Origin of the sequence: Nitrobacter sp. NHB1 (assembly GCF_036964665.1) — a bacterium.
In the GTDB taxonomy this organism is placed as follows: domain Bacteria; phylum Pseudomonadota; class Alphaproteobacteria; order Rhizobiales; family Xanthobacteraceae; genus Nitrobacter.
The window spans coordinates 42,835-67,722 of the sequence record NZ_JBAMDA010000001.1; the positions used below are offsets into that span (position 1 = coordinate 42,835).

General features: G+C 62.2%; 26 protein-coding genes and 3 tRNA genes. 15 read left to right on the forward strand and 14 right to left on the reverse strand.

The features are described from left to right. The first annotated feature begins 78 nt into the window (after positions 1–78). The 3 genes from V4R08_RS00220 (at position 79) to V4R08_RS00230 (ending at position 1,500) form a co-directional block, all read left to right on the forward strand. Positions 79–234 (forward strand): hypothetical protein, encoded by a 156-nt coding sequence (locus tag V4R08_RS00220; protein ID WP_335577484.1) that lies wholly within the window; start codon positions 79–81, stop codon positions 232–234. A gap of 185 nt (positions 235–419) precedes the next feature. Then, positions 420–746, forward strand: a complete 327-nt coding sequence (locus V4R08_RS00225; RefSeq protein ID WP_335580134.1) for a hypothetical protein — start codon at positions 420–422, stop codon at positions 744–746. Positions 747–819: 73 nt separating this feature from the next. Further along, complete coding sequence (locus tag V4R08_RS00230) at positions 820–1,500, forward strand: AAA family ATPase (RefSeq protein ID WP_335577485.1); 681 nt, start codon at positions 820–822, stop codon at positions 1,498–1,500. Between the two features lie 299 nt (positions 1,501–1,799). Here the strand turns inward: V4R08_RS00230 and V4R08_RS00235 are convergent, their stop codons facing one another. After that, positions 1,800–2,723, reverse strand: coding sequence for a LysR family transcriptional regulator (locus tag V4R08_RS00235; protein ID WP_335577486.1), 924 nt, complete (start codon positions 2,721–2,723; stop codon positions 1,800–1,802). 2 nt (positions 2,724–2,725) lie between these two features. Then, a complete protein-coding gene (trxB, locus tag V4R08_RS00240) occupies positions 2,726–3,691 on the reverse strand; it encodes a thioredoxin-disulfide reductase (RefSeq protein WP_335577487.1) in 966 nt (321 codons plus the stop codon). A 271-nt stretch (positions 3,692–3,962) separates the two neighbouring features. On the opposite strand from trxB, the gene V4R08_RS00245 reads away from it, so the two are divergent. Continuing rightward, on the forward strand, positions 3,963–4,442 hold the full coding sequence (locus tag V4R08_RS00245) for an Lrp/AsnC family transcriptional regulator (protein WP_335577488.1): 480 nt from the start codon (positions 3,963–3,965) through the stop codon (positions 4,440–4,442). 54 nt (positions 4,443–4,496) lie between these two features. Here V4R08_RS00245 and V4R08_RS00250 read toward each other — a convergent pair whose 3' ends face one another. Next, positions 4,497–4,895: a DoxX family protein gene (locus V4R08_RS00250; RefSeq protein ID WP_335577489.1), complete on the reverse strand. Its 399-nt coding sequence runs from the start codon at positions 4,893–4,895 to the stop codon at positions 4,497–4,499. Here V4R08_RS00250 and V4R08_RS00255 point away from each other — a divergent pair. Then, the gene (locus V4R08_RS00255) at positions 4,894–5,292 is read left to right on the forward strand and encodes a hypothetical protein (protein WP_335577490.1); all 399 of its coding nucleotides are present in this window, start codon (positions 4,894–4,896) and stop codon (positions 5,290–5,292) included. The two genes, V4R08_RS00250 and V4R08_RS00255, sit on opposite strands and share 2 nt — an antisense overlap. Before the next feature lie 186 nt (positions 5,293–5,478). Here V4R08_RS00255 and greA read toward each other — a convergent pair whose 3' ends face one another. Next, positions 5,479–5,955, reverse strand: coding sequence for a transcription elongation factor GreA (greA, locus tag V4R08_RS00260; protein ID WP_335577491.1), 477 nt, complete (start codon positions 5,953–5,955; stop codon positions 5,479–5,481). A gap of 201 nt (positions 5,956–6,156) precedes the next feature. Continuing rightward, positions 6,157–9,621 carry a carbamoyl-phosphate synthase large subunit gene (gene carB, locus V4R08_RS00265; protein WP_335577492.1) on the reverse strand — a complete coding sequence of 1,155 codons (3,465 nt, stop codon included), beginning with the start codon at positions 9,619–9,621 and terminating at the stop codon, positions 6,157–6,159. A gap of 346 nt (positions 9,622–9,967) precedes the next feature. Between carB and V4R08_RS00270 the strand changes: the two genes are divergently transcribed. Continuing rightward, positions 9,968–10,366 (forward strand): DUF302 domain-containing protein, encoded by a 399-nt coding sequence (locus tag V4R08_RS00270; protein WP_335577493.1) that lies wholly within the window; start codon positions 9,968–9,970, stop codon positions 10,364–10,366. Positions 10,367–10,385: 19 nt separating this feature from the next. Here V4R08_RS00270 and V4R08_RS00275 read toward each other — a convergent pair. After that, positions 10,386–10,460, reverse strand: a tRNA-OTHER gene (locus V4R08_RS00275). A 105-nt stretch (positions 10,461–10,565) separates the two neighbouring features. Here V4R08_RS00275 and V4R08_RS00280 point away from each other — a divergent pair. Next, a tRNA-OTHER gene (locus V4R08_RS00280) sits at positions 10,566–10,638 on the forward strand. A 305-nt stretch (positions 10,639–10,943) separates the two neighbouring features. Beyond that, positions 10,944–11,195, forward strand: a complete 252-nt coding sequence (locus V4R08_RS00285) for a GCG_CRPN prefix-to-repeats domain-containing protein (protein WP_335577494.1) — start codon at positions 10,944–10,946, stop codon at positions 11,193–11,195. A gap of 125 nt (positions 11,196–11,320) precedes the next feature. On the opposite strand, the gene V4R08_RS00290 is transcribed toward V4R08_RS00285, so the two are convergent. Next, positions 11,321–11,396: transfer RNA gene (locus V4R08_RS00290), tRNA-Cys, on the reverse strand. A gap of 93 nt (positions 11,397–11,489) precedes the next feature. Further along, positions 11,490–12,215 carry a class I SAM-dependent methyltransferase gene (locus tag V4R08_RS00295; protein WP_335577495.1) on the reverse strand — a complete coding sequence of 242 codons (726 nt, stop codon included), beginning with the start codon at positions 12,213–12,215 and terminating at the stop codon, positions 11,490–11,492. 170 nt (positions 12,216–12,385) lie between these two features. Between V4R08_RS00295 and V4R08_RS00300 the strand changes: the two genes are divergently transcribed. Next, on the forward strand, positions 12,386–12,925 hold the full coding sequence (locus tag V4R08_RS00300) for a Dps family protein (RefSeq protein ID WP_335577496.1): 540 nt from the start codon (positions 12,386–12,388) through the stop codon (positions 12,923–12,925). A 188-nt stretch (positions 12,926–13,113) separates the two neighbouring features. Here the strand turns inward: V4R08_RS00300 and carA are convergent, their stop codons facing one another. Next, positions 13,114–14,304 carry a glutamine-hydrolyzing carbamoyl-phosphate synthase small subunit gene (gene carA, locus V4R08_RS00305; RefSeq protein WP_335577497.1) on the reverse strand — a complete coding sequence of 397 codons (1,191 nt, stop codon included), beginning with the start codon at positions 14,302–14,304 and terminating at the stop codon, positions 13,114–13,116. 124 nt (positions 14,305–14,428) lie between these two features. On the opposite strand from carA, the gene V4R08_RS00310 reads away from it, so the two are divergent. Genes V4R08_RS00310 through V4R08_RS00320 form a run of 3 tightly spaced genes read left to right on the forward strand, consistent with a single transcriptional unit; the run spans position 14,429 to position 15,349 of the window. After that, positions 14,429–14,884: a GatB/YqeY domain-containing protein gene (locus tag V4R08_RS00310; protein ID WP_335577498.1), complete on the forward strand. Its 456-nt coding sequence runs from the start codon at positions 14,429–14,431 to the stop codon at positions 14,882–14,884. Between the two features lie 51 nt (positions 14,885–14,935). Next, positions 14,936–15,166 carry a hypothetical protein gene (locus tag V4R08_RS00315; protein WP_335577499.1) on the forward strand — a complete coding sequence of 77 codons (231 nt, stop codon included), beginning with the start codon at positions 14,936–14,938 and terminating at the stop codon, positions 15,164–15,166. An 18-nt stretch (positions 15,167–15,184) separates the two neighbouring features. Next, on the forward strand, positions 15,185–15,349 hold the full coding sequence (locus tag V4R08_RS00320; RefSeq protein ID WP_335577500.1) for a DUF3309 family protein: 165 nt from the start codon (positions 15,185–15,187) through the stop codon (positions 15,347–15,349). Positions 15,350–15,527: 178 nt separating this feature from the next. Here V4R08_RS00320 and V4R08_RS00325 read toward each other — a convergent pair whose 3' ends face one another. Both V4R08_RS00325 and V4R08_RS00330 read right to left on the reverse strand, forming a co-directional pair. Further along, positions 15,528–16,049 (reverse strand): SRPBCC family protein, encoded by a 522-nt coding sequence (locus tag V4R08_RS00325; protein WP_442935607.1) that lies wholly within the window; start codon positions 16,047–16,049, stop codon positions 15,528–15,530. Next, positions 16,046–16,867, reverse strand: coding sequence for an N-formylglutamate amidohydrolase (locus V4R08_RS00330; protein ID WP_335577501.1), 822 nt, complete (start codon positions 16,865–16,867; stop codon positions 16,046–16,048). Before V4R08_RS00330 ends, V4R08_RS00325 begins: the two co-directional genes overlap by 4 nt. A 297-nt stretch (positions 16,868–17,164) precedes the next feature. Here V4R08_RS00330 and dnaG point away from each other — a divergent pair, with 297 nt between their 5' ends. Further along, complete coding sequence (gene dnaG, locus V4R08_RS00335) at positions 17,165–19,069, forward strand: DNA primase (protein ID WP_335577502.1); 1,905 nt, start codon at positions 17,165–17,167, stop codon at positions 19,067–19,069. A gap of 695 nt (positions 19,070–19,764) precedes the next feature. Further along, entirely contained in the window at positions 19,765–21,918 is a 2,154-nt protein-coding gene (gene rpoD, locus V4R08_RS00340) for an RNA polymerase sigma factor RpoD (protein ID WP_335577503.1), read from the forward strand. Between the two features lie 16 nt (positions 21,919–21,934). On the opposite strand, the gene V4R08_RS00345 is transcribed toward rpoD, so the two are convergent. Beyond that, on the reverse strand, positions 21,935–22,702 hold the full coding sequence (locus V4R08_RS00345; RefSeq protein ID WP_335577504.1) for a hypothetical protein: 768 nt from the start codon (positions 22,700–22,702) through the stop codon (positions 21,935–21,937). Then, a complete protein-coding gene (locus V4R08_RS00350) occupies positions 22,683–24,011 on the reverse strand; it encodes an MFS transporter (protein WP_335577505.1) in 1,329 nt (442 codons plus the stop codon). Before V4R08_RS00350 ends, V4R08_RS00345 begins: the two co-directional genes overlap by 20 nt. A 198-nt stretch (positions 24,012–24,209) precedes the next feature. Here V4R08_RS00350 and V4R08_RS00355 point away from each other — a divergent pair, with 198 nt between their 5' ends. Next, positions 24,210–24,365: a hypothetical protein gene (locus V4R08_RS00355; protein WP_335577506.1), complete on the forward strand. Its 156-nt coding sequence runs from the start codon at positions 24,210–24,212 to the stop codon at positions 24,363–24,365. Between the two features lie 118 nt (positions 24,366–24,483). Here the strand turns inward: V4R08_RS00355 and V4R08_RS00360 are convergent, their stop codons facing one another. Beyond that, positions 24,484–24,720, reverse strand: coding sequence for a hypothetical protein (locus V4R08_RS00360; protein ID WP_335577507.1), 237 nt, complete (start codon positions 24,718–24,720; stop codon positions 24,484–24,486). Positions 24,721–24,888: the final 168 nt, after the last annotated feature.

The following is a 24,888-nucleotide window of genomic DNA, read 5'->3' on the forward strand; positions in this document are numbered from 1 at the left end:
AGATTTGCCGCCGAGTGGAACCCGCGCCGCCCGTTCGCCATTGAATCCCTGCGGCAACGTCCGCGAAGGGAGGTTTCAATGACCGATTTGCACCTTTGGCGTCCGCCCCATGGCATGCCTATCGAGGACATGCGCGGGATCGTGCCCGAAGAGACAAACTACGCCATCGGCTGGATGCTCAGCACGCTCTTGACGCTGGCGGTGGTGGGTGTCGTCTGGACGTTCGGCCTCTAATTTGAAAGCCGATTTTTCCGACACCGAATGAAGGGACTCGGGCTATTCAGCGGTCGGGTTGTTTGCGCGACATCCCGCCGCGTTGTTCCACGGTGACCGATCGACATCTTTCCGCTACGGAGCGAGCAGTGAGCAACGATCACCGAGCAGAGTTGGATCGGCATTTTGCCTGGTTCGAAGGCAAAATGCCGCCACGATTGGCGAAATTCATCGGCTGGGTGCGCAAGCCGTCATCGCGGCTGGTGCGTATTCCGCTGGCGATCGTGCTGATCGTCGGCGGCATCTTCAGTTTTCTGCCGGTGCTGGGGCTGTGGATGTTGCCGCTGGGACTCATCCTGATCGCGCAGGATCTGCCGTTTCTGCAAGGACCGATGGCGCGGATGCTCGGCTGGGTCGAACGCAAATGGATGGAGCGGAAAGCCGCGAAACGCGCATGCGCGACTCAAATATCAAACGGCGGTGTGACTCAAATGCCAGTACGGCATGAAAAATCCACGCGCGGCGGCAATTGACAGTAAGATTTGTCTTTAACGAATCAGCATGCTGATTCATCTTAGTCTCCCGGGTCAATCTGGAGACCAAGGTATGAACGTTATTGTTTTCGCATCGCGTAAAGGCGGTTCAGGCAAAAGCACCCTGGCCGCTCATCTTGCCGCGCAGGTTCATAAGGCTTCGAGGCCCTGTTTGCTGGTGGATGCAGATCCGCAGGGATCGCTGACGCTTTGGCACAAGCTGCGCGGCACCAACGAACCTCCGATCCGGACAGCCAACCGTTCCGTAACCGAGATCATCAACTCCGCGAAGCGCGACGGTTTCGAGTGGGTCTTTATCGACACGCCTCCGAACCTGTCGGCCGTCGTCGATGACGCCATCCGGAATGCGACCATGGTCGTGATCCCGGCGCGGCCGGGCGTCTTCGACGTCAATGCCGTTCAGGATACCATCCAGACCTGCCGGTCCGCGCGCAGGCCTTATGCCGTTGTCATCAACGGCGCGCCGGCAATGCGCGATGGCTCCGAAAGCCCGATCGTCACCATTGCCCGCGAGGCTCTTGCGAAATTTCGCGCTCCGGTTTGGAGCGGTCAGATTACCAATCGCGCCGACCTGCTGCTGGCGCTTGCACATGGCGAAGGCGCTCGCGAATACGATTCCCAGGGCCGAGCCGCCTCGGAAATCGGACGGCTGTGGGCGGCGATCGAACGCTCCGTCAAGGCGATCCGTGGCGCGGTGTCCTCGAGCGGGACCATGCACAAGCACGCAGCGTAGAACTTTTCCGCTTCTGACGGTATCAGAAGCGGGCCTCTATGATTTTGATTTGACGCGTTTTCTTCACGCGAACCGGTATGTGCGGCCAACATAGTCGCCATACAAAACTGATAGCCAGGCCCCGCCGCCGCTGGGAGGAGGGGGCAAAGTACGGCGCGCGAAGCCTTGGCATATGTGAAGTATGATCCTCGCCGGGGCGTCGCGACAATCGACGAGACCGCATGTCTGTCATGCGGAGTCCGGAGTTTGGACGACGCTGTCGCGAGCCTGGGCATCGCAAAAAATCCGCCGCGGGCGGATCAGGACGGCCAGCGCTGCGCCTTGCTGACCACAAAATCGCGGAAGGCCTGAATACGTGCGACGGCCCTCAACTCTTCAGGATACACGAAATAGGTATCGAGCTGAATCGAATCGGATTCGCTGAACAGTTGCACCAGGCGGTTGTTCTCGCCGACCAGATAATCCGGCAGCGCAGCTATGCCGAGGCTCTGCTTACAGGCGCTGAACAGGCCCAGTATGTTGTTAACGGTAAAGTACGGTTGGCGCGGTCCTGAGCCGTTGCGGCCGGCCTGGACAAGCCAATTGCGATTCTGGAGATGAGCCGACGCATATGTATCGCTGAGCAGGATGATGCGATGTCCGTCGAGTTCCTCCAGTGTCCGCGGGGTACCGAAGTGTTTGACGTATTCGGTCGAACAGTAGGCGTGAAAACCGATCGCAAACAGCTTGCGCTGAATGAGATCGGGCTGGGTCGGCTTGTGTGTGCGGATGGCGACATCAGCCTCGCGCATCGACAGATCGAGTTCTTCGTCGGTGAGAATCAGCGAGATCCGGATCTCCGGATAGAGCGCGGTGAATTCGCCAAGCCGGGGAATCAGCCAGTTGATGCCGACGCTCGGCGTCGTCGTCACCTTGAGGTCCCCGCTCGGCCGCTCGCGGCTGTCGGTGAGCTTGGCGCGCGCCGCCTGCAATTGGATGAAGACCTCGTGCGCGGTGCGAAACAGCAGGTCGCCCTGTTCGGTCAGGATCAGTCCCCGCGCATGGCGATGAAACAGCGCCACCGAAAGCTCTTGCTCCAGCGCGCCGACCTGCCGTGATACGGCAGACTGCGACAGCCCGAGCTGTTCGCCGGCGTGTGTGAAGCTGCCGGCCTCGGCGGCGGCATGAAACACCTTCAGCTTGTCCCAGTCCATGTCGGTAAAACCGTCGCGATTCCGTAGCATTGTTACTCCGCAGCCGCGCGGTCGCTCGCATGCGCGGCGAGAAACCGTTCGGCCTCCAGTGCAGCCATGCAGCCAAGGCCCGCGGCCGTGACTGCCTGGCGATAAACCTCGTCCGCGACATCGCCGGCTGCGAACAGGCCGGGCACCGACGTTGCCGTCGAGTTCGGTGCAACCTCGACGTAGCCCGAGCTTTTCAGCTTGACCTTGCCCGCCACCAGTTCGGTGGCCGGCGCGTGGCCGATCGCGACGAAAACGCCGTCGGCTGCGACCTCGCTCACGGCGCCGGTCTTGACGTTCTTTAGCCGGGCATGGGTGACCTTGGGCGGATTTTCGGCGCCGCAGATTTCGTCGATGACGTTGTCCCAGACCACCTTGATCTTGGGATGCTTGAATGCGCGATCTTGCAGGATGCGTTCGGCGCGGAAATGATCGCGGCGATGAACGAGGGTGACCTGCGAGGCGAAATTGGTCAGAAACAGCGCTTCCTCGACCGCGGTGTTTCCGCCGCCGACCACGATCACGTTCTTGCCACGGTAGAAGAAGCCGTCGCAGGTGGCGCAGGCCGAGACGCCGAATCCCTTGAACTTGTCCTCGGACGGCAGACCGAGCCAGCGTGCCTGCGCGCCGGTGGCAAGGATCACGGTCTCGGCAAGGTAGACCTCGCCGCTATCGCAGGTCAGCCGGAACGGCCGCTGCGACACATCGAGTGAATTCACCATATCGGTGACGATCCTGGTGCCGACATGCGTCGCCTGCTTCTCCATCTGCTCCATCAGCCATGGCCCCTGGATCACGTCCGCAAAGCCGGGATAGTTTTCGACATCGGTCGTAATGGTGAGTTGGCCGCCGGGCTGGATGCCCTGGATCAGCACCGGTTCCAGCATGGCGCGCGCAGCATAGATGGCCGCCGTATAGCCTGCTGGACCAGAGCCGATGATGACAACCTTGGCGTGGGCGGAAGCAGGCATCGGTCGGGACCCCATGGGGAGAAACTGGTCCGCGCGCCGGCGGCGAAAGGCCTGTGGAGGCGGTGCGGAGGCGGCGGGAAAAGCGTCAAATTGGTGTTCGTAATATCTGGCTAGCTATGCGGGATTTGCAACCCGTCACTGCAAAAATTCCTCTAAACGCGAAAGTGGGGATGCTGCGCAATAAAATTGCGCAGGCTGCCCGATCCACGTTAATAGGCTTGGCTCGCGGAGATTCTCTTCGTTTGGGCCCAGCTTCGGGGTTTGCACGCGCGTGTCGAAAAGCTTGGACGAGATCGACCTTAAGATTCTGAGCGAGATTCAGGCCGACGGCCGGATCACCAACGTCGAACTGGCTAAACGGGTCGGCATTTCGCCGCCGCCGTGTCTGCGCCGGGTCCGGACGCTGGAGGAGGAGGGCTACATCCAGGGCTACCGCGGATTGCTCGATCCGCAGCGGCTCGGTTTCGAGGTTACCGTTTTCGCGTCGGTGCATCTGTCGAGTCAGGCCGAGGCTGACTTGCGCGCGTTCGAGGAGTTCGTGCGCGGAGAACCGCTGGTGCGCGAATGCTGGATGCTGTCGGGCGAGGTCGATTTCATCCTGAAATGCGTGGCGCCCGATATGACGACATTTCAGGATTTCGTTTCGCATCTCACCGCTGCGCCGCATGTGCGCAATGTGCGAACCTCGCTGGTGCTGCACAACTCAAAATACGCCGCCGCGGTGCCGCTCGAACTGAAGGTGCCGGGCTGAGGTTCGACAAGCGCTGATTTTGCCGCGAGCCTGCAATGACGATATCTGGTGGCATCAGCCCTTCTTGCGCAGCATCGCATCGAGGCTGATCGGACCGCCGCCGGCGAACACCAGGTAGAAGAAAACAAAGCAGTAAAGCGCGGCCAGTTCGCCGTGATTGAGGATCGGCATGAAGTTCTGCGGCGCATGCACCATGAAGTAGGCGACCGCCGTCATGCCCGACGCGATGAAGGCGGCTGCGCGCGTAAACAGCCCGACCACCAGCAGCGCACCGCCGACCAGTTCGATGATTCCTGCGATCCCGACCATCGAGCCGATTTGCAGATCGGCGAACATCGGCAGCGCGGGAAAACCGAGCAGCTTGGCGGTGCCATGTTGCAACAGCAGAAGCCCGCTCATGAAACGTAGCAGGCTCAGCACCGTCGGCTGCCATTTTGAAAACATCTGGTCCATGTCGGATTTCCCCGATTACGACATTGCAAATCTTGGCACTCGCCTGGCATCCGTCACCGAGGCTGACGTAAACGGCAATGGCTTGGCTCTTGAATTGTTCCATATATGGAACACGCTGATGCTTGCTTGTCCTGCGTCATTGCGTCCCGGCAGCGACGGTGTCCCCGGCTTTCAGCCTCAAAGGCGGATGGTCATGGCTGCAGGCAGCGGACCGGTTTGGGCTGACAGGAAAAACCGGTATTCGAGCAAAGTGGCGTTGTGGTCTTGGCGTCGCGCGCGCAATTCACGCAGCCGTCGGTCCATCGGCCGCAATTCGGCGGGCCTTTTTGCACCGAAATCTCCGTCGCAGGCGGGTGTCGCGGGATATCCATATCGGCGGCGGGGGCCGCGCCAGTGACGATCGCCGCCGTCATCACGGTTGCGAGGCTTAAACGGGAAAGCCGCATACCGCGTTCATCCTGTTCCGCCGAAGTTGAAATAAAATCAGTTCAAGAAAAAACGAAATCCGGCCGTAGGGAGGTGTTCGATAAACGAACAGAGGTGTTCGCCAAACGAATGGCGGAGAGAGACTTTGATCGCTCCGCTATCGCCACTCGACCTTGGTGATCTCGTAGGCCTTGGCGCCTCCGGGCGCGACGACTTCGACCGAGGAGCCTTTCTTCTTGCCTATCAGGGCGCGTGCGAGCGGCGAGGTGATTGAAATGCGGCCCTTCTTGGCGTCGGCTTCGGCTTCGCCGACGATCTGCCATACCGCCTTCTTGTCGGTGTCCTCGTCGATCAGCGTCACGGTGGCGCCGAACTTGATGGTGTCGCCGGACAGCTTGCTGACGTCGATGATCTCGGCGCGCGCCAGCTTGTCTTCGAGTTCGGCGATGCGGCCCTCGTTGTGCGACTGGTCTTCCTTTGCGGCGTGATACTCCGCGTTCTCCGACAGATCGCCATGCGAGCGCGCCTCGGAGATATGCTCGATGATGCGCGGCCGGTCCACCGACTGGCGCTTCTTCAGTTCGTCTGCGAGGGCGGCATGGCCGCCTCGGGTCATCGGAACCTTCTCGATCATCTCACTTCGTCCTTCACTTCATCGGTCCCGCGGCGTTACGCGAAGCGGCTTCCTGGTTCCGGACCTGGGCCGCAAAATCCGCATTCGCCTGGCTGTTTACGACCGGCCTCGGTCGGAACAAACGTCTCCGTGGCCGGCAGGTTCCAGCTCTGTCAGCGCTCCTGCAAACCGGTTATCGGGCCAATTAAGTCCGATTCAGGCCTACGTCTCGGAAAAGTAGCTCTGCAACGTGCGAACCTCAAGATCCCCGCCCAGATAGGCGCGGATGCCCTGCGCGGCTGCCACGGCACCTGAAAGAGTGGTGTAATACGGCACTTTATGCAAGAGGGCAGCGCGCCGCAGCGAGCGGCTGTCGGCCAGTGCCTGCGGTCCCTCGGTGGTGTTGAACACCAGTTGCACCTCGCCGTTGGTGATCGCGTCCACGATATGCGGCCGGCCCTCCAGAACCTTGTTGATCTTCTCGGCCGGAACACCACTGTCGGACAGGTAGCGTTGCGTCCCCGAAGTCGCCATCACCCTGAAGCCGACCGAGGACAGCAGCTTCACGGTTTCGAGGATGCGCATCTTGTCGGTTTCGCGGACCGAGACGAACACCGTGCCCTTGCGCGGCAGACGTGTACCGCCGCCGAGCTGGCTCTTGGCGAAGGCGATCTCGAACGAGCGGTCGATGCCCATCACCTCGCCGGTCGATTTCATTTCCGGACCGAGCACGGTATCGACGCCGGGGAAGCGCGCGAAGGGAAAGACCGATTCCTTGACGCCGACATGGCCGAGCTTCTGTGGCTTGAGCTTGAAGGAGGCCAACTTCTCGCCGGCCATGATCCGCGCCGCGATCTTGGCGACGGGAAGGCCGACCACCTTGGCGACGAACGGCACCGTGCGCGAGGCGCGGGGGTTCACTTCAAGCACGTAGATATCGCCGTCCTTGATGGCGTATTGCACGTTCATGAGGCCGATGACATCGAGTCCGAGCGCAAGCTCGCGGGTCTGCCGCTCCAGCTCGGTGATGGTGGCCGCATCGAGCGAGCGTGGCGGCAGCGAGCAGGCCGAGTCGCCGGAATGGATGCCGGCTTCCTCGATATGCTCCATGATGCCGACGACGTAGGTGTCCTTGCCGTCGCAGAGGCAATCGACATCGATCTCGGTGGCGTCGGAGAGATAGCGATCGAACAGCAGCGGGTTGGTGCCGAGCACGGTGTTGATCTGGCCGGTCTTGTCGTTCGGATAGCGCGCCTTGACGTCGGCGGGCACAAGCTCGGGCAGGGTGCCGAGCAGGTAGTCGCCGAGCTGGCTTTCCTCGCGGATGATCTGCATGGCGCGGCCGCCCAGCACGTAGGACGGCCGCACCACCAGCGGCAGGCCGAGATCGGCCGCCACCAGTCGCGCCTGCTCCACCGAATAGGCGATGCCGTTTTTCGGCTGCTTCAGTTTCAACCGGTCGAGGATGCGCTTGAAGCGGTCGCGGTCTTCCGCGAGATCGATGGCTTCGGGCGAGGTGCCGAGGATCGGCACGTCGGCTGCCTCCAGCGCGCGTGCAAGTTTCAGCGGCGTCTGGCCGCCGAACTGCACGATCACGCCGTGCAGCGTTCCGTTCTGCCGTTCGGTGTCGATGATCTCCAGCACGTCTTCTGCCGTCAGCGGCTCGAAGTAGAGCCGGTCGGCGGTGTCGTAATCGGTCGACACTGTTTCCGGATTGCAGTTGACCATGATGGTCTCATAGCCGGCGTCCGACAGCGCGAAGCAGGCATGGCAACAGCAGTAGTCGAACTCGATGCCCTGACCGATGCGGTTGGGACCGCCGCCGAGGATGACGACCTTTGTCTTGTCCGACGGCGCGCTCTCGTCGGCCACCGCGCCCGCGAACGGCGACTCGTAGGTCGAGTACATGTACGCGGTCGGTGAGGCGAATTCCGCGGCGCAGGTGTCGATGCGCTTGTAGGCCGGGCGCACGCCGAGTGCGCGGCGGAGCGTTTTGACCTCCGCCTCGGGCTTGCCCGCGAGCACCGCGAGGCGCGCGTCCGAGAAGCCCATCGCCTTGAGCGTGCGCATACCAAACGCGTGGCCCGGCAGGCCGTGGGCGCGGACCTTGTTCTCCATCTCGACGATGCCGCGCAGTTCGGCGAGGAACCACGGGTCGATCTTGCAGGAATTGAAGATATCCTCGTCGCTCCAGCCGAGCCGCATCGCCTGCGCGAGCTGTAGCAGGCGATCGGGGGTCGGCGTACCGAGCGCGGCCCGGATCGCGTTCTTGTCGTCGCTCTGACCCAGGCCTTCGATCTCGATCTCGTCGAGGCCGGTGAGGCCGATCTCCAGTCCGCGCAGCGCCTTCTGGAGGCTTTCCTGAAAGGTGCGGCCGATCGCCATCACCTCGCCGACCGATTTCATCGAGGTGGTCAGCGTGGTCGAGGCGCCGGGAAATTTTTCGAAGGCGAAACGCGGAATTTTGGTGACGACGTAGTCGATGCTGGGCTCGAACGATGCTGGAGTGGCGCCGCCGGTGATATCGTTGGCGATTTCGTCGAGCGTGTAGCCGACCGCGAGTTTTGCCGCGACCTTGGCGATGGGGAAACCCGTCGCTTTTGATGCGAGTGCCGAGGAACGCGACACGCGCGGATTCATTTCGATGACGACCATGCGGCCGTCGGCAGGATCGACGCCGAACTGCACGTTGGAGCCGCCGGTCTCGACGCCGATCTCGCGCAGCACCGCCAGCGAGGCGTCGCGCATGATCTGGTATTCCTTGTCGGTCAGCGTCAGCGCCGGCGCCACCGTGATGGAGTCGCCGGTGTGCACGCCCATCGGGTCGAGGTTCTCGATCGAGCAGACGATGATGCAGTTGTCGTGTCTGTCGCGGACGACCTCCATCTCGTACTCTTTCCAGCCGAGCACGCTTTCTTCGATCAAGACTTCGTTGGTCGGGGAGGCGTCGAGGCCGCGTTCGATGATGTCGAGAAACTCGTCGCGCGTGTAGGCGATGCCGCCGCCGGTGCCGCCCATGGTGAAGGAGGGGCGGATGATCGCAGGCAGGCCGATCTCCGACAGCGCCATCAGCGCTTCCGCCATCGCCTGCTGCTGGTAACGCTTGCGGCGCTCGTTCTCGCCGAGCGTCCATTGCCGCTCGAATTCGGCGAGCGCGTCGCCGGAGAGCTTTTCCTTCTCGGCGAGGTGGCGGTCGCGATCGGATTTCTTGAGCGCGGAGGCATTGGCGAGACGGGATTTCGGCGTCGCGAGGCCGATTCTGGTCATGGCCTCGCGGAACAGTTGCCGATCCTCGGCCATGTCGATGGCATCCGCCGTCGCGCCGATCATCTCGACGTCGTACTGATCGAGCGTGCCCTGCTTGCGCAAGGACAGCGCGCAGTTCAGCGCGGTCTGGCCGCCCATGGTCGGCAGTAGCGCGAAACCGCCGGGAATGACGTAGCGCTCTTTTTCGATGATCCTGGCGACGATTTCCGGGGTGATCGGCTCGATATAGGTGGCGTCCGCAAGCTCCGGGTCGGTCATGATCGTCGCCGGATTGGAATTGACCAGGACGACCCGGTAACCCTCCTCCTTCAGCGCCTTCACCGCCTGGGTGCCGGAATAGTCGAATTCGCAGGCCTGACCGATGACGATCGGCCCGGCGCCGATGATGAGGATGGTCGATATGTCGGTGCGTTTAGGCATTAAGTTCCGGGGATGAAAACTGGGCACAAAAAAAGGGCGCGCGTGTCGCGCGTCCCTTGAGCAAGAGCGCGATCTTTGCGCGCGGTGTGTCTTTAGACCAGATTTCCAGGTCGGGGAAGGATTATAAGGGCTTCATCAACCGGCAATTCCCGGTTTGGACGCGCAAAAAGTCCTTTCGGCGCCGTCTGTTCCCTGGTTGAGGCGACCCCGCGGGGCAGGGTATGAAACAAATCGGCTGCTGCTCCGCCGCCGACCCGTTGTGTCACGCACGGGCGAGGGTCTTGTGTTAAGATCACGCAGTCTGGAGCTTTTTATGGCTGGTTTGGCGCAAGTTGCGACTGATCTGGTGACGAAGCAAAGCTCGTACCCATTCGAGGCCACGCTTGATCGTCTGGAAGCGGCGGTGAAGGACAGCGGTCTGAAGGTCTTTACGCGCCTCGATCACGCCGCTGCGGCAAAGGCCGTCGGTCTTGAGATGCCGCCGGCGACGGTTCTGGTGGTCGGCAGTCCACAAGGCGGAACGCCGCTGTTTCTTCAGCATCCGATGTTGGCCATCGATTTGCCGCTGAAAATGCTGGTCTGGCAGGATCAGGCCGGCAAGGTCTATGTCAGCTATAACGATGCGGCGTACATGTCGGCTGTTTTCGCTCGCCACGGATTCGACGCCGAGAGCGACAAGCTCCATGCTGCGGCGAAGGGGTTGGAGAGCAAGCTGGCCGCTGCGACTGATGCGGCGATCGCGTAGTCCTCAAAAACGAGGAAATTGGAGGCCCAGCCTGGACTTGAACCAGGATAAAAAGCTTTGCACAGCTCCCGCGTCGAACTTCCGCCACCGGGCCGCGGGCATATTTGCAGATATTCCCGCCGGGTCGAGCGATTGTTCACTGTAACGTTAATCGCAACTTCAGCGCATAAGCGGCGGCGATGTGCTATCTTTGCGTCGTGCGGGTTTAGCTTAGTGGCAAAGCAGCGGCTTCCAGGTCGCAGACCGATGTTCGATTCATCGAATCCGCTCCATCACAATCGCGGCCGCGGCCCCCTGCGGCTTTTGCGATTTTTCGCGTCGTCAGGACGCGTGCAGCTTGCCGATCATTCGATTTCAGTTGGCGAGGGCACGAATGGTCTGTGACGGCGTGCGTTTCGCCGTCACAGCATGAAGGTGATGAGGGACGCGGAGATCCGGCCCGGATCGGTCGTGCCGCGTCTCGGAAATGCGGAGCCACGGAGGCTGGACTGAGGCGAAAACCCGGCGGAGTCCTTCATCGCATGTTCAGCGGTGTTGCGATGAGATTCTGCTTTCCAAGTTCGAGGAGGAAAGCAACGTGAAACTCTTGGCTTCTATCGCTTTCGCCGTCGGTCTCGGCATGGCGTCGGCGCAAGCGATGCCTGCCGCGCCGCTGCACGACACGACCGGCGCCGTCACGCAAGTCGGCTGGCGCTGCGGACCCGGCTGGCACGTCAATGGCCGGGGCCGCTGCGTGCCCAGCAGGCGCCATTATCGCGCATGGGGCTACTACGGTCCGCCGCGGTTCCGTCACCGTCACTGGCGTCATCGTCACTGGCGTCGCTGGTAAGACGGCCGGAAGGAGCCCGCACTTTGCGGGCTTTTTCTTTGCGATAAAACGCGCATGCCGTTGTCTGGTGCTGCGATCCGGCCGCAGCATCCGTCACGTCGAAAGTTTGTGGAGAGGAGAACGTTTGGAGGCCCAGCCTGGACTTGAACCAGGATGTGAAGCGTTTGCGGCGCCCCCGCGTAGACATTCCGCCACCGGGCCGACCGCAATATTCCGCAACAATTGGCGGCCGGCGAGTCTTAATGCCGCTTAACGTTAACCGCTCGGTTGACCAAAGCGTCTGTTTCGATGCGCCTACCTTGCGGCATCCGCGTTGCGGCCACGCTCGAAGGCGTGCCGTGCCACAAACGTCATGCGCGACGGATTATGGCCGATATTCGCCGGCGCCCGCGTCGCTGTGAATCCGGCGGCCGCGAGCTTGGCCAGCATCTCCGCCTCGCTGTAACGTTGCAGCCCGATCCTGGTGCGGAGCTGCCGATAGTCGGACAGGGCCGTGCGGGCCAGCCCTCGTAGCGCGTCTTTCACGAAGCCATGCTTCGCCGCGAAGCGAAGCAGTGCGACCACGTCGCCGGTCATTCCTACATTCGGTTGCAGGATGTCGCCCAGCACCAGACGGCCGGCGGGCTTGAGCAGACGGCGGATCACGGCGAATGCGGCGTCGAGCGCGGTCGGCGTCATGTACTGTGCGACCGAGTTCATCACCGCCAGATCGACGGACTTCTCCTCCATGCGCCGGAGTTCCTCCAGCGAGCGCACCCGGATTTTTGTGTTGGGCGCGAACCGCGCGACCAGCCGACCGCGAACGCCCGGCGCGGGCTCCGCCAGGATAAGCCGGCCGCAGGCATCGGCCACCGTTTCCGCGGAGAGCGCTTCGCCGCAGGCGTAGTCCAGTACGGCGGAATGCTTCGACGGGATGTAGCCGACGATGTCGCGGGCGATGATCCTGAAATGCACGTCGCGGTGCAGCTTGCTGACGTAAATCGTGTGGGGGGAGTCGTAGTACTCGATCCAGTCATTCATGACGGTCTGAGCCAATCTTCATGTTCCGCGCCAGGAACCTGTCGCAGAATAGCACGTTAGCGAACTGTCGCAGAATAGCGCGTTTGCAGGGTCTGGAGCGGGTTTTCCGGCTTCGCATCGCGCGCCGAAAATCCCGATTTGTCTGCCTTTTCATAACAGGAGGGTGCATCGTGACCCAAGCCAAAAGTTCCCTTTCGCAGCGGAAAGTCAATCCCGAGCTGGATACGCCGACCGATCTTTCGCAGGAAGGCGTCGACAAGATTTCGGCCGCCATGAACACTATCCTGGCCGATACCTTTGCGCTCTACCTCAAGACCAAGAACTTCCACTGGCATGTCAGCGGCCGGCATTTCCGCGACTACCATTTGCTGCTCGACGAGCAGTCGCAGCAGATTTTCGGCACCACCGACGATATCGCCGAGCGGGTTCGCAAAATCGGCGGCACGACGCTACGCTCGATCGGTCAGGTCGCGAAGCTACAGACCCTCGAAGACAACGACGAGAGCTATGTCCCGCCGCGCGAGATGCTGCGCGAACTGATGAACGACAACAAGAAAGTCGTAGCGGCCATGCGCAAGGCCCATGATATCTGCGACAAGTATGAGGACGTTGCGACCGCGAGCCTGCTCGAGAATTTCATCGACGCGACTGAGCGGCGCACCTGGTTCCTGTTCGAGGCGAGTCGTCAGGAAGGCGGCAACGAGGCCTGATCGGAAGGGATTCGTCACCGGGCTGTGCGGCTTCTCCGGGCGAGGCCGTAGGAGATCGCCGGATTCTGATTCCCGACGTTCATGAAGTTGCGCGTTCTCCCGTCATTGCGAGCGTAGCGAAGCAATCCAGTTCTCTTTTTGAGCCAGTCTGGATTGCTTCGCTCCGCTCGCAATGACGGCATTCGACGTTAAGTCCGCTTGCTCCCGCGCATCAGCTCCGCGAAGCGCTTGAACAAATAGTGCGAGTCGCGTGGCCCCGGCGAAGCCTCCGGGTGATACTGCACGGAGAACACCGGCTTGCCCTCGAGTTCGATGCCGCAGTTGGAGCCGTCGAACAGCGAGACGTGGGTCTGCTTCGCGCCCTTCGGCAGCGTCGCCTCGTCCACAGCAAAGCCGTGATTCATGGAGGTGATCTCCACCTTGCCGGTGGTCTCGTCCCTGACCGGATGATTGGCGCCGTGGTGGCCCTGATGCATCTTTTTCGTTTTCGCGCCGACCGCGAGACCGAGCATCTGGTGGCCCAGACAGATGCCGAAGGTCGGCGTGCCCGATTCGATCACTTTCCGGATCATCGGCACGGCGTACTTCCCGGTCTCGGCCGGATCGCCGGGGCCGTTCGACAGGAATATGCCATCGGGCTTCATCGCCAGAATGTCTTCCGCCGAAGTGGTCGCCGGCACCACCGTGATCTTGCAGCCTTCGCCGGCGAGCAGGCGCAGGATGTTGCGCTTGATGCCGTAGTCGACGGCGACGACGTTGAACTCAGGGCTTTCCTGCCGGCCAAACCCGTTGCCCCATGCCCACGGCGTCTCGTTCCAGGTGTAGCGCTGGCTCGATGTCACCATCGGCACCAGGTCCATGCCCTCGAGGCCGGGCCACTCGCGCGCCTCCTCCTTCAATCCGTGCAGATCGAACTGGCCGTCCTTGGCGTGCGCCACCACCGCGTTGGGCATACCCTTGGTGCGGATCAGTGCGGTCAGCGCGCGGGTGTCGATGCCCGAGATGCCGATGACTCCGCGCGCCTTCAGCCAGGCGTCGAGGTGTTTGGCGGCACGGTAGTTCGAGGGATCAGTGATGGCGCTGCGCAGGATGACGCCGCGCGCGCCCGGCGTCGCCGCCATGTTCACCGTTTCGATGTCCTCGTCGTTGGTGCCGACGTTGCCGATATGCGGGAAGGTGAAGGTGATGAGCTGCCCGGCATAGGAGGGATCGGTGAGGATTTCCTCGTAGCCGGTCATCGCGGTGTTGAAGCAGACTTCCCCGACTGCCTGGCCCTCTGCGCCGAGGCCGAAGCCCTCGAGCACGGTGCCGTCGGCGAGCACGAGAAGCGCGGTCGGCTTGAGGTCCGGCCAGGCTGAGGCGTTTTCCGATGTGGTCATGAGTGCATGACATAGCCCCGCTACCGTACCGCGTCAAACTCCGGTTGTCTCACGCGCCAACGCGGCTTACATCAGGTTTTGACGTGAATTGGGCGGCGTTCCACGTCGCAAGGGGGAGATTTCGATGCTGCGCGACGACATCAACAACGCCGTCAAGGAGGCGATGAAGGCCAGGGACGAGCGCAAGCTCTCCACGCTGCGCATGGTCAACTCCACCATCAAGAATGCCGACATCGAGGCGCGCGGGCAAGGCAAGCCGCCGCTGTCGGACGGCGATCTGCTCGGCATCTTGCAGAAGATGATCAAGCAGCGCCAGGAGTCGGTCGAGCTTTATGAAAAGGGCGGCCGTGAGGAACTGGCCGCGCAGGAGCGCGCGGAAATTCTCGTGATCTCCGGTTATCTGCCGAAGCAGATGTCCGACGACGAGGTCAAGGCCGCCGTCGCCGCCATCATTGCCGAGACCGGAGCGGCCGGCATCAAGGACATGGGCAAGGTAATCGGCGCGCTGAAGGCGAAATACGCTGGGCAAATGGATTTCGGCAAGGCCAGCGGCGTGGTGAAGGCTGCGCTGACCGGTTAGGCGCTTCACGAATACCCATGCATTGTCGTCGCCTTTGCCGACAGTCTACCGATGACCGCGACCGAAAAGGTGTTGCGGCGGGAATGGCGCGCGCGGCTGAATTGGTTCCAGTCCCTCGCAGAAATTGTTCGGTTCCAGCACGGGAACGACGTTCCACGCGTCGCGTTGTCGCTTACCAAACAGGAGGCGAACAACATGGGCTTTGGACGCGGACTTCTTCTCTGGCTGATCGGGATTCCGATCCCGTTGATCATCCTCCTTGCCATCTTCATGCATCACTGAGCTTAAGCGAGGAACGACATGAGCATCGGCACAATCATCCTGATTATTCTCATTATCGCACTGCTGGGCGGCTTCAGCGGCCTCGGTGGTGGTCCGTTTTACGGCACAGGCTATTATGGTGGCGGCGGTCTCGGGCTGGTGATCATCATTCTGGTCATCCTGCTCCTGATGGGACGCATCTAGAGGCGCTCAAAAAGCAAAAGGCCCCGGATATCCGGGGCCTTTTCAGTTCATGGATTTTCATTTCCGGTGAACAACGGCAGTTATGAAAAGACTCGAGCGGGATTCGCACCAAAGGACCGACAACGTTTTGAGTCCTGCTCGATTCAAAGCGGCAGCCTTGGCGGGGCGGCTGGCGCGATCATCGTTCAGGCGTCTTGATTCCAAGCTTCTTGAGCGCTGCCAACATGCGCACCGGCGGCTCCATCCTGATGGCCGGCGCCTTGCCGGTCTCCAAGAGGCTCTTGAGGCCGGAGAGAATCGCCGGCCAGCCGGCGCGGCCGCCGGAGAGGATGTCGTCGTCGATCGGCCGGTCGTTGGATTGTGTCAACGTCAACCTTATTGCGTCGCCCGCCTGCTCGATGTCGTAACTCACCAGCGTGCGGCCGAGCGCCTCGATCAGGCCGGGCCAGTTGACGTCCCACGTCACCACCAGCCGAAGCGGCGGCTCGCATGCGATCACCTCGCCGATGATGTGTTCCGAGCCGTCCGGCGTGCGTACGACGAAGCGGCCGCCGACACGCTCCTCCAGTTCGACGGCGAAGCCAGAGAAATAGTGCCGGCTGAACTCCGCCCTGGTGAGTGCCTGCCACACCTTGTCCAACGTCGAGGCGATGTAGATCGTGTAGACGAAGGTCGGTTTGAACGTGTTGATATCGATCATGTGAGATTCTGCGCGTACGAGGATTGCGGTGTGATCAGCGTCGTCTCGATCTCGCGGAACAGCCGTGTCAACCGCTTCGCCCATTGCGCCTGTCCGGCTTCGTCTGCGATCAAATCCTGCCGGATCTCGATGCCGGTATTCATCAGCCCGCGCGCCTCGCCATGCACCGGAATGGTGTAGTCGGTGATGTCGCTCACCGCATAGGGTTTGTTGTCCCCGACCACGAGATCGCCCTCGGCACGCAGCAATTTCAGCAGCAGGTGCGGCAGAAGCGTGCTGCGGTGGTAGAGCGTGCCGATATGCCATGGCCGCGCGACCCCGGTATAGACAGGCGTGAAACTGTGCAGCGAAACCAGCACCGTCGGGCGGCCCCGCGCCAGCCGCCCATCGATCGCCTCTTTGATCCGGCGATGATAGGGCTCGAAGATCGCGTCCCGCCGCGCGGTGGCCTCGGCCTGCGAAATGCCCTCGTTGCCCGAAATGACCGTGGCTTCGCTGAGCGCCGGAATCGCGCTTGCGACACCGGGCGGCCGGTTGCAGTCGATCACCAGCCGCGAATAGCGCTGTGCGATCAGGTGCGCGTCGAGCGTCGCCGAAACCCAATCGGCGACGCCGGCAATCCCGATGTCCCATGCGATATGCCGCTGGCGTTCGCTTTCCGGCAAGCCGAGATCGCCAAGCGCATCGGGAATCATGCGGCCATAGTGGTCGCAGGTCAGCAGGAAAGGCGAAGCGCCGGAGACGTTGCGTTCGTGGATCGGGGAAACCGGCTTGCCGCCAATGCTCAGATAGGGGTCGTGGCCGCCTTCCGATTCCATCTCAGGTCTGCCGTTTTCGTCCGGCGGCGTCTGGTGCATGAGGTTCCGATTATAGCAGGATGAGGTTTGATGGAATCATCATGCCCGACTTTAATACCGTGATACCCGTCTTGAAACGTTGAGTCGGATCGATGCGACGCCGCGCTTCGATCGGCTACGGCCGCCCACGACCGCGAAGTAACTCAATCGCGCACACGCCTTTGTGGACGGTTGTGGAAAAAGAGGATATTTTAAGAACAAATATGGTACAGTGCTGGAAAGTGCTATACCCGCCGTCGACATTGAGTGAGACGGCGCATGCGTTTCCCGCCCAGCTTTATTGATGAGGTCAAGGCCCGACTTCCGGTTTCGGAAGTCGTGGGCCGGCGCGTGAAGCTGAAACGCGCGGGCCGCGAATTCAAGGGGCTATCGCCGTTCCAGCAGGAAAAGACGCCGTCGTTCACGGTGAACGACCAGAAGCAGTTCTACCACGACTTCTCGACCGGCAAGCACGGCAACATCTTCGACTTCGTGATGGAGACCGAGGGCGTTTCCTTTCCCGAAGCGGTCGAGCGGCTTGCGGCGATGGCGGGGCTTCCGCTTCCACGCAACTCAAAGGAAGATGAGCAGCGCGAGCAGCGTCAAAAATCCCTGTTCGACGTGATGGATCTCGCGACCCAATATTTTGAGCAGAATCTCGCGTCGCGTGGTGGCGCGCAAGCGCGAGGCTACCTGTCGGACCGTGCAATCGCCCCGTCCAGCATCGTCGAGTTCCGGATCGGGTACGCCGCCGCAGATCGCTTCGCATTGAAGGAATATCTGGGATCGAAAGGCGTCCCGGTTGCAGACATGATCGAAGCCGGCCTGTTGATCGCCGGAGATGACATTCCCGTTCCTTACGATCGCTTTCGCGACCGGGTCATGATTCCGATTCATGACCAGCGCGGCCGTGTCGTCGGATTCGGCGGCCGTGCTCTCAGGCAGGACGTTCAGCCCAAGTATCTGAATTCCCCCGAAACCTCGATCTTTCATAAAGGCTCGATGGTTTTCAACTTTCATCGCGCGCGCCAGCCGGCTCACGAGGCCAATTCGGTCGTTGCCGTCGAAGGCTACATGGACGCCATTGCGGTCTATCAGGCCGGAATCAAGGCCGTGGTCGCCACCATGGGGACCGCGTTCACGGAAGAACAGATAGCCACGCTTTGGAGACTGTCTCCCGAGCCGGTCGTTTGCTTCGACTCCGATCGCGCGGGCGTCGCGGCCGCTTATCGATCCGTCGACCGCATCCTGCCCTTGCTTCGCGTCGGAAAGACGTTCCGCTTCGTGTTCATGGACGAACAGAAAGACCCAGACGACCTGATTCGGGAAAAAGGTGTCGAGGCATTCAGAAGCGTTTTGTCGGGCTCCCTGCCGTTGTGGGATGTGCTTTGGCAGCGCGAGACGGACGGCCACGACGTCCGGACTCCCGATAGACAGGCTGCATTGGAACAGAAGCTCTATGCGCTGGTCCGGACGATTCAGGACCCGGCCGTCAACACGGCTTTCTTTAGAACCTCCCGGATGCAGCTCGCCAACCTGTTTTGGCAGGTCAATCGGGGGCCGGCCCGCAAGAATAAAGAAGCGGGCTCGAAATTCGTTCGAAGCGAACTCAACTTTAGTGGCGAAGGACAGCGTTCGGGGTTGCAAAAGGTCGTTCTCGGGATGCTCGTCGAATATCCAGAGCTACTCGAGGACAAGCAGGACTCCGTCTTGCGCTTGCACTTTCCTGAGAACTTCGATCGTTTTTTGACCAGCCTCTTTCGGTTGCTGGTTACCGAGGCAAAGCTGTCTGTCTCGCTGATCTGGGAGAAGCTTGGCGTCGAATTTTTTGACACGCTGCAAACCGTCCATGGAAAAGCAGGCGAAGGAAAACCGTGCGGGCATCGGCTGTTCGAGCGCTTTCCAATTTTAAGTAGCGATCCATTGCGCGATTTTGTGTCCCGGTGCCTGGATCACTTCATCAAAATCCTCCATTGGCATGAGTTGGAAGATGACATCCAGCGGGCCAGGCTCGATGCCGGAGAAGGAGACGAATCGGCTGTCGCGCGACTGTTGAGTCTGGTTCGGGAAGGTCACGCCGAACAGGAAGGCATCAGTGCCGAGGGAGTGGCCTTATCGGAGTGGGCGGAAGACATCATCCGTATTTGGGCGCCCCAAGGCGGGACGATGCACCTCGCTGCGTGAGCGGGCGCTGGTTCCTGCAAACGGACGAATCATGCCATCTCCGCTTAGGGCTCTCGCTGGCGAGGAGACCGGGTGGCGCTGCGTTCGGCCGGGCCGCGCGGGAGAAGTTTCGATCCTGCACCTGATTGACCAGGGCCGTTACGCGACCGTCTCGGGGAGAACTATTTTCCGTGGAACTCGCCCGTTTCGATCGAACGATGCGACGGAATTCCGCTGGACTTGGGCGCCTCGGGTCGACGGAGAATGAGGCGGGGGCGGGTTCGGTGGCTGCCCCGAAAAGACCGGAGCCGGAGATAGTGAGCAAATTCAGCAGTCTCTCGGCCACCCGATACCGGTCGATCGGCTTGCATCGTCAGCGGCACTTCTTACTTAGGGAACGGAACGACGCCGAATCTTTGGTCTGAAGCAAAATTGATGCGGGACGGCGGCGCCCGGAACCGCGAAAAGACTCGCCAAATCCAAGCTTTGGCGGCAAAAACAGGGTTAATAGAAAGTCAAGGCCTGACAGGCTAAGTCATCCGACACGTAGTCCAGCGCGGATACGATCATTCGGCGAGAGGGTTGACGGGGTGGCGAGAGGTTTGCGCCGCCCTTTGTGCGTCGTGAGCGGCGCAAATCAAAAGCGCCGGACGCGGCGCGGGTTTCACGGGGGAAGCGGGCGCGCTTCCCGCATGAGTGCGTTTCAGGAGCTGTGAATGGCGAGCAAGGCAAAGACGCTGCAGGTCAAGGACAAGGAAAAAGACGACAAGGCAGCGGACGCCCCCGAGAAGGATGCTGCGGACGCGCCGTCGCCGCTGCTCGACCTGTCCGATGCCGCCGTCAAGAAGATGATCAAGCAGGCCAAGAAGCGCGGCTTCGTCACCTTCGACCAGCTCAATGAAGTGCTGCCGTCCGACACCACCTCGCCGGAGCAGATCGAGGACATCATGTCGATGCTCTCCGACATGGGCATCAACGTGTCCGAGTCCGAGGACGCCGACAGCGACGACGAAAACAAGGAAGAGGCCGACGACGAGACCGACAACGAACTGGTCGAGGTCACGCAGAAGGCTGTCGCCGAGGTCAAGAAGTCGGAACCCGGCGAGCGCACCGACGATCCCGTGCGGATGTACCTGCGCGAGATGGGCACCGTCGAGCTGTTGTCGCGCGAGGGCGAGATCGCCATCGCCAAGCGCATCGAGGCCGGCCGCGAGGCGATGATCGCGGGGCTCTGCGAAAGCCCGCTGACGTTCCAGGCCATCATCATCTGGCGCGATGAACTCAACGAGGGAAAAATCTTCCTGCGCGACATCATCGACCTCGAGGCGACCTATGCCGGCCCCGACGCCAAGAACAACATGAACCCGGCGCTGCTCGGGGCGCCGACCGGCCCCGACGGCCAGCCGCTGCCGGCGGGCGACGCCGCCGCGGCATCGGGCGCGGGCGACCTCGGCGCCACCGTGACCGCGCCCCCCGCAGCACCGCCGTCGCCGACCCCGTTCCGTACGGCGCGGGGTGCGCCGGCCGGGGCTGGCGACCGGGACGAAAAGGACCAGGCCGGGGCCGCCGAAGGCGAGATGGAGGAGGACGACTTCGACAACCAGATGTCGCTCGCGGCCATCGAGGCCGAGCTGAAGCCGAAGGTGGTCGAAACCTTCGACAAGATCGCCGAAAACTACAAGAAGCTGCGCCGCCTGCAGGAAGCCGACATCTCCAACCAGCTCCAGAACGAAACGCTCTCGCCGAATCAGGAGCGCCGCTACAGGAAGCTGAAGGACGAGATCGTCGTCGAGGTGAAATCGCTGCGGCTCAATCAGGCGCGCATCGATTCGCTGGTCGAGCAGCTTTACGACATCAACAAGAGGCTGGTCTCGTTCGAGGGCCGCCTGTTGCGGCTTGGCGACAGCCACGGCGTCGCGCGTGAAGACTTTCTGAGGAATTACCAGGGCTCGGAGCTGGATCCGAAGTGGATCAACCGGGTCTCGAAGCTGTCAGCGAAAGGCTGGAAGAATTTCGTTCATCACGAGAAGGACCGCATCAAGGAGCTGCGCGGCGAGATCCAGCAGCTCGCGGCGTTGACCGGGCTCGAGATCGGCGAATTCCGCAAGATCGTGCACAGCGTACAGAAGGGCGAGCGCGAGGCCCGCCAGGCCAAGAAGGAAATGGTGGAGGCGAACCTGCGCCTCGTCATCTCCATCGCCAAGAAGTACACCAATCGCGGCCTGCAATTCCTCGACCTGATCCAGGAAGGCAACATCGGCCTGATGAAGGCGGTGGACAAATTCGAATACCGCCGCGGCTACAAGTTCTCGACCTATGCGACCTGGTGGATCCGGCAAGCGATCACGCGCTCGATCGCGGATCAGGCGCGCACCATCCGCATCCCCGTGCACATGATCGAGACCATCAACAAGATCGTGCGCACCTCGCGTCAGATGCTCAACGAGATCGGCCGCGAGCCGACGCCGGAGGAACTCGCCGAGAAGCTCGGGATGCCGCTGGAGAAGGTGCGTAAGGTTCTCAAGATCGCGAAGGAGCCGCTGTCGCTGGAGACGCCGGTCGGCGACGAGGAAGATTCGCACCTCGGCGATTTCATCGAGGACAAGAACGCGGTTCTCCCCATCGATGCCGCGATCCAGAGCAATCTTCGTGAAACAACGACGCGAGTTCTCGCGTCGTTGACCCCGCGCGAAGAAAGAGTGTTGCGCATGCGCTTCGGCATCGGCATGAACACCGACCACACGCTGGAGGAAGTCGGCCAGCAGTTCTCGGTGACGCGCGAACGCATCCGCCAGATCGAGGCCAAGGCGCTGCGGAAGTTGAAGCACCCGTCGCGTTCGCGGAAGCTGCGGTCGTTTCTGGACAATTGATCCCGTGTGAACCCGCTTAGTCCATCGGTTCGTCTGGCGGATGGTGCGGATCGTAGACGTGCGGCCGGTTGCTGCCGATCTTCTTCCAGAACGGCCAGATGAACGTGGCGCCGGCCGTCAGCGGGCCGAGCGCGCGCCATTGGTGCAGGTCGACCACCAGCACCGCTGGCGTCGCCACGAACAGCAGCGCCGTTACCACGCCGAGCGCCACCATCACATTGCGGTACGTCTGCGAGATGCCGGCGGTGAAGCGGATGCTGCCTTCCGGTGCGTCCGCGAGGCGCAGATGCAGCGCGCGGATGAAATCGCGATAGACCGGCGCGCGAGCGCGGTCCACTTTGCCGTTGATGCCCGCGTCGGTGACCATGAGAAAGCGGCCGCCGCGAAAATCGATGCGGCATTTGCTGACGGTATCCTTGCCATCGGCGCCGGGCATATTCACGGAGACGATGTCGGTCCAGAGTTGCCGGCCTGCTTCTCCGCCCTCGGTGCGCCAGGCGATAGCAGAGTCGCGCCCGCCGTCGATCAGCGTCACGCCATGGCTCGCACTGCGCCAGAACAAGCGTTCGCCGTTCACCAGGTAATGCAGGTCATAGGCCGTCGAGGCCGTGTCGGGCGCTGGCTCGGTCATGGGGGGAGAATAGCGGATTTTCGCTGCGCGTCGAGGCGGTGTTCGCACGCTGCGGTCCAGAGTGTGGGAGGCGCGGAGCCAAGGTGCAGAATCAAAAACGACGACCTGGGCCGTTTTTGAACCTTCATACTCACTACGGAGCGGGCTCGACACGCTCCGGTTCCCGCTCCGCTTTCTCCTCGTTCTCCGTGTCGCTTTCTTGCACAAAACCTTCCGGCACGCCGACGGACGGATCGGCGGGGTCGAGTCCGTCCGAGGTCACCACGCCGCCAACCGACGCGGTGGTGACGAGATCGAAGTTGGTCTTGTCGGCGTGTTCGGATGGCGCCTGCACGCACATGCGATACAGCACGTAGAGCGCGAGCGCGGCCTCCACCAGCGCGGTGAACAGGAACAGCCGCCGCGGTCCTTCGAGCGTGATGAAGGCCGTGGCGGCCAACGGTCCGATCACAGAGCCGAGGCCGCTCGCGAGCAGAACGGTGGCGGCGGTCGCCACCATGTCGTGGGCCGGCGTCTTGTCGTAAGCATGGGCGGCGGCGAGCGAATAGCCGGGCAGCGCCAGCGCACCGAACAGGAAGCCGAAGGTCAGCATCAGCGGCCCGGTGGCGGCGAGTTGCCACAGCGCGAAGCCGGTCGCGGCCGCGCCCACCAGCAGCGCCAGCAGCACTTTGCGGCGGTCGATGCGGTCCGACAGCCGCCCCGCCGGCCACTGTGCCAGCGCGCCGGCCAGCACCGCGATGCTCATGAACAGCGCGACCTCGCCGTGATCGAGTCCGGCGCCGGCGGCTGATATCGGGGCCAGTGCCCAGAAGGCGCCGTTGGCGATGCCGATGGCGAAGGCGCCGATCAGCGCCACCGGCGCGGCGTCGTAGAGCTGGCGCGGCCGCAGGTGGAACAGCGTGACCGGCGCGGGCTGCGCCGAGCGCGTCAGCGCCACCGGCACGATGGCGAGCGCGGCGAGAATCGCCGCCAGCATGAATGCGCCGTCGCTCTCGATCGGATAAAGATTGATGAGCGACTGCCCGCCGGCCACCGCGAGATAGTTCACGATCACATAGGTCGACATCACGAAACCGCGCGTGGCGTTGGTGGCGCCGTCGTTGAGCCAGCTCTCGAGCACGAGATAGAAGCCGGCGAGCGCGAAGCCGGTGATGAGGCGGAACAGGCTCCATGCCACCGGCTGCGGCGCCAGCGCATAGGCGAGCGTGGCTGCGGCGGCGACTGCGACCATCGCGGTGAAGGTGCGGATGTGGCCGACGCGCAGCACCACATGCGGCGCGAACAGGCAGCCGGCGACGAAGCCGACATAATAGGCCGAGCCCATCACGCCGAGTGCAACGGTCGAGAAGCCGTCGGCCTGTCCGCGCAGCGGCAAGAGCGTGAACTGCATACCGTTGCCGGTGAGCAGCAGCGCCGCGGCGAGCAGCAGCGAAGCGATTGGGCGAAGGTTGCGCAGGATCAAGGCATCACCCGTCGAAGGCTCAATGGACCGATAGAGCAGGATGATCCGGATTGATGCAACGGCGTCATCCCAAGGTGCGGGTGCAGCGAGCCTCGCAGGATTGCCGCCGCCCTTCCGAGACTCCATGCTCCGCACGAAGCACCTTGGGGTGAGGCGTCCAGCTTCAATCCGTCTTTATATAGCGCAAAGGCAACCAAAGTGCGGCGCCGCGGCGTTGCCGGCGCAAACCTGCTCAATCCGTCAGTTCGTCCGGCCGACGGCGCGCGCCAGTCGCACACGACGAGCAACAGCACCAGCGGCATGCCGACGAAGAACAGCGCGGCGATGACGCCGATCGCCGTGATGACGGTGTGACGGCCTTCGGCGTCAAGACCTTGGCAGTTCGCGTTTTCGGCGCGAACGCAAAGCGTTCGTCGCCTCAGCGCGTCCTCAGATGCGCAATTGCGCACCGGGGAACGGTGAGCCGCATGAGCTACTTCTTCTTCGCGCCGACGCGGCTGATGCTCTTGATCACGGGCGGCGGGCGTCCGCCCTTCTCGGCGATCTCGCGATCTTGCTCGACAATGAAGGCGCGCGCCGGCTCGTCGCCTTCGAGGCCGCCGAGCAACTCGCTCGGCACCCGGCGGTTGGAGCGCTGCGAGCCGTCCTCATAAAGGACATTGAAAAAGGCAAACTCGCCCTTCGGATTGGTTCCGGGTTTTTTCGGCATGGCGGGCTTGTCGGACAGGACGCGGCGCAAGTCAAAGCAAAAGTCGAAGCAAGAGCGTCCGTCTGCCCGGCGGGCAGGACCATGACAGGCCCGCAAACGGCCGGCCGTCGCGGGCCGCTTTTGACGACGATCGGCGCGGCATGGCAGGATGGCGACGGCGCAGGCAAA

What these genes read in the sequence shown, in the direction of transcription:
- V4R08_RS00295 (WP_335577495.1), bottom strand. Translation starts at nt 12,215, where the DNA reads ATGAATGACTGGATCGAGTACTACGACTCCCCCCACACGATTTACGTC.
- V4R08_RS00255 (WP_335577490.1), top strand. Translation starts at nt 4,894, where the DNA reads ATGTCGGATTTCCCCGATTACGACATTGCAAATCTTGGCACTCGCCTG.
- greA (WP_335577491.1), bottom strand. Translation starts at nt 5,955, where the DNA reads ATGATCGAGAAGGTTCCGATGACCCGAGGCGGCCATGCCGCCCTCGCA.
- V4R08_RS00225 (WP_335580134.1), top strand. Translation starts at nt 420, where the DNA reads ATGCCGCCACGATTGGCGAAATTCATCGGCTGGGTGCGCAAGCCGTCA.
- carA (WP_335577497.1), bottom strand. Translation starts at nt 14,304, where the DNA reads ATGACCACATCGGAAAACGCCTCAGCCTGGCCGGACCTCAAGCCGACC.
- V4R08_RS00315 (WP_335577499.1), top strand. Translation starts at nt 14,936, where the DNA reads ATGACCGCGACCGAAAAGGTGTTGCGGCGGGAATGGCGCGCGCGGCTG.
- dnaG (WP_335577502.1), top strand. Translation starts at nt 17,165, where the DNA reads ATGCGTTTCCCGCCCAGCTTTATTGATGAGGTCAAGGCCCGACTTCCG.
- V4R08_RS00235 (WP_335577486.1), bottom strand. Translation starts at nt 2,723, where the DNA reads ATGCTACGGAATCGCGACGGTTTTACCGACATGGACTGGGACAAGCTG.
- V4R08_RS00325 (WP_442935607.1), bottom strand. Translation starts at nt 16,049, where the DNA reads ATGATCGATATCAACACGTTCAAACCGACCTTCGTCTACACGATCTAC.
- rpoD (WP_335577503.1), top strand. Translation starts at nt 19,765, where the DNA reads ATGGCGAGCAAGGCAAAGACGCTGCAGGTCAAGGACAAGGAAAAAGAC.
- V4R08_RS00330 (WP_335577501.1), bottom strand. Translation starts at nt 16,867, where the DNA reads ATGGAATCGGAAGGCGGCCACGACCCCTATCTGAGCATTGGCGGCAAG.
- V4R08_RS00230 (WP_335577485.1), top strand. Translation starts at nt 820, where the DNA reads ATGAACGTTATTGTTTTCGCATCGCGTAAAGGCGGTTCAGGCAAAAGC.
- V4R08_RS00360 (WP_335577507.1), bottom strand. Translation starts at nt 24,720, where the DNA reads ATGCCGAAAAAACCCGGAACCAATCCGAAGGGCGAGTTTGCCTTTTTC.
- V4R08_RS00310 (WP_335577498.1), top strand. Translation starts at nt 14,429, where the DNA reads ATGCTGCGCGACGACATCAACAACGCCGTCAAGGAGGCGATGAAGGCC.
- V4R08_RS00320 (WP_335577500.1), top strand. Translation starts at nt 15,185, where the DNA reads ATGAGCATCGGCACAATCATCCTGATTATTCTCATTATCGCACTGCTG.
- V4R08_RS00220 (WP_335577484.1), top strand. Translation starts at nt 79, where the DNA reads ATGACCGATTTGCACCTTTGGCGTCCGCCCCATGGCATGCCTATCGAG.
- V4R08_RS00250 (WP_335577489.1), bottom strand. Translation starts at nt 4,895, where the DNA reads ATGGACCAGATGTTTTCAAAATGGCAGCCGACGGTGCTGAGCCTGCTA.
- trxB (WP_335577487.1), bottom strand. Translation starts at nt 3,691, where the DNA reads ATGCCTGCTTCCGCCCACGCCAAGGTTGTCATCATCGGCTCTGGTCCA.
- carB (WP_335577492.1), bottom strand. Translation starts at nt 9,621, where the DNA reads ATGCCTAAACGCACCGACATATCGACCATCCTCATCATCGGCGCCGGG.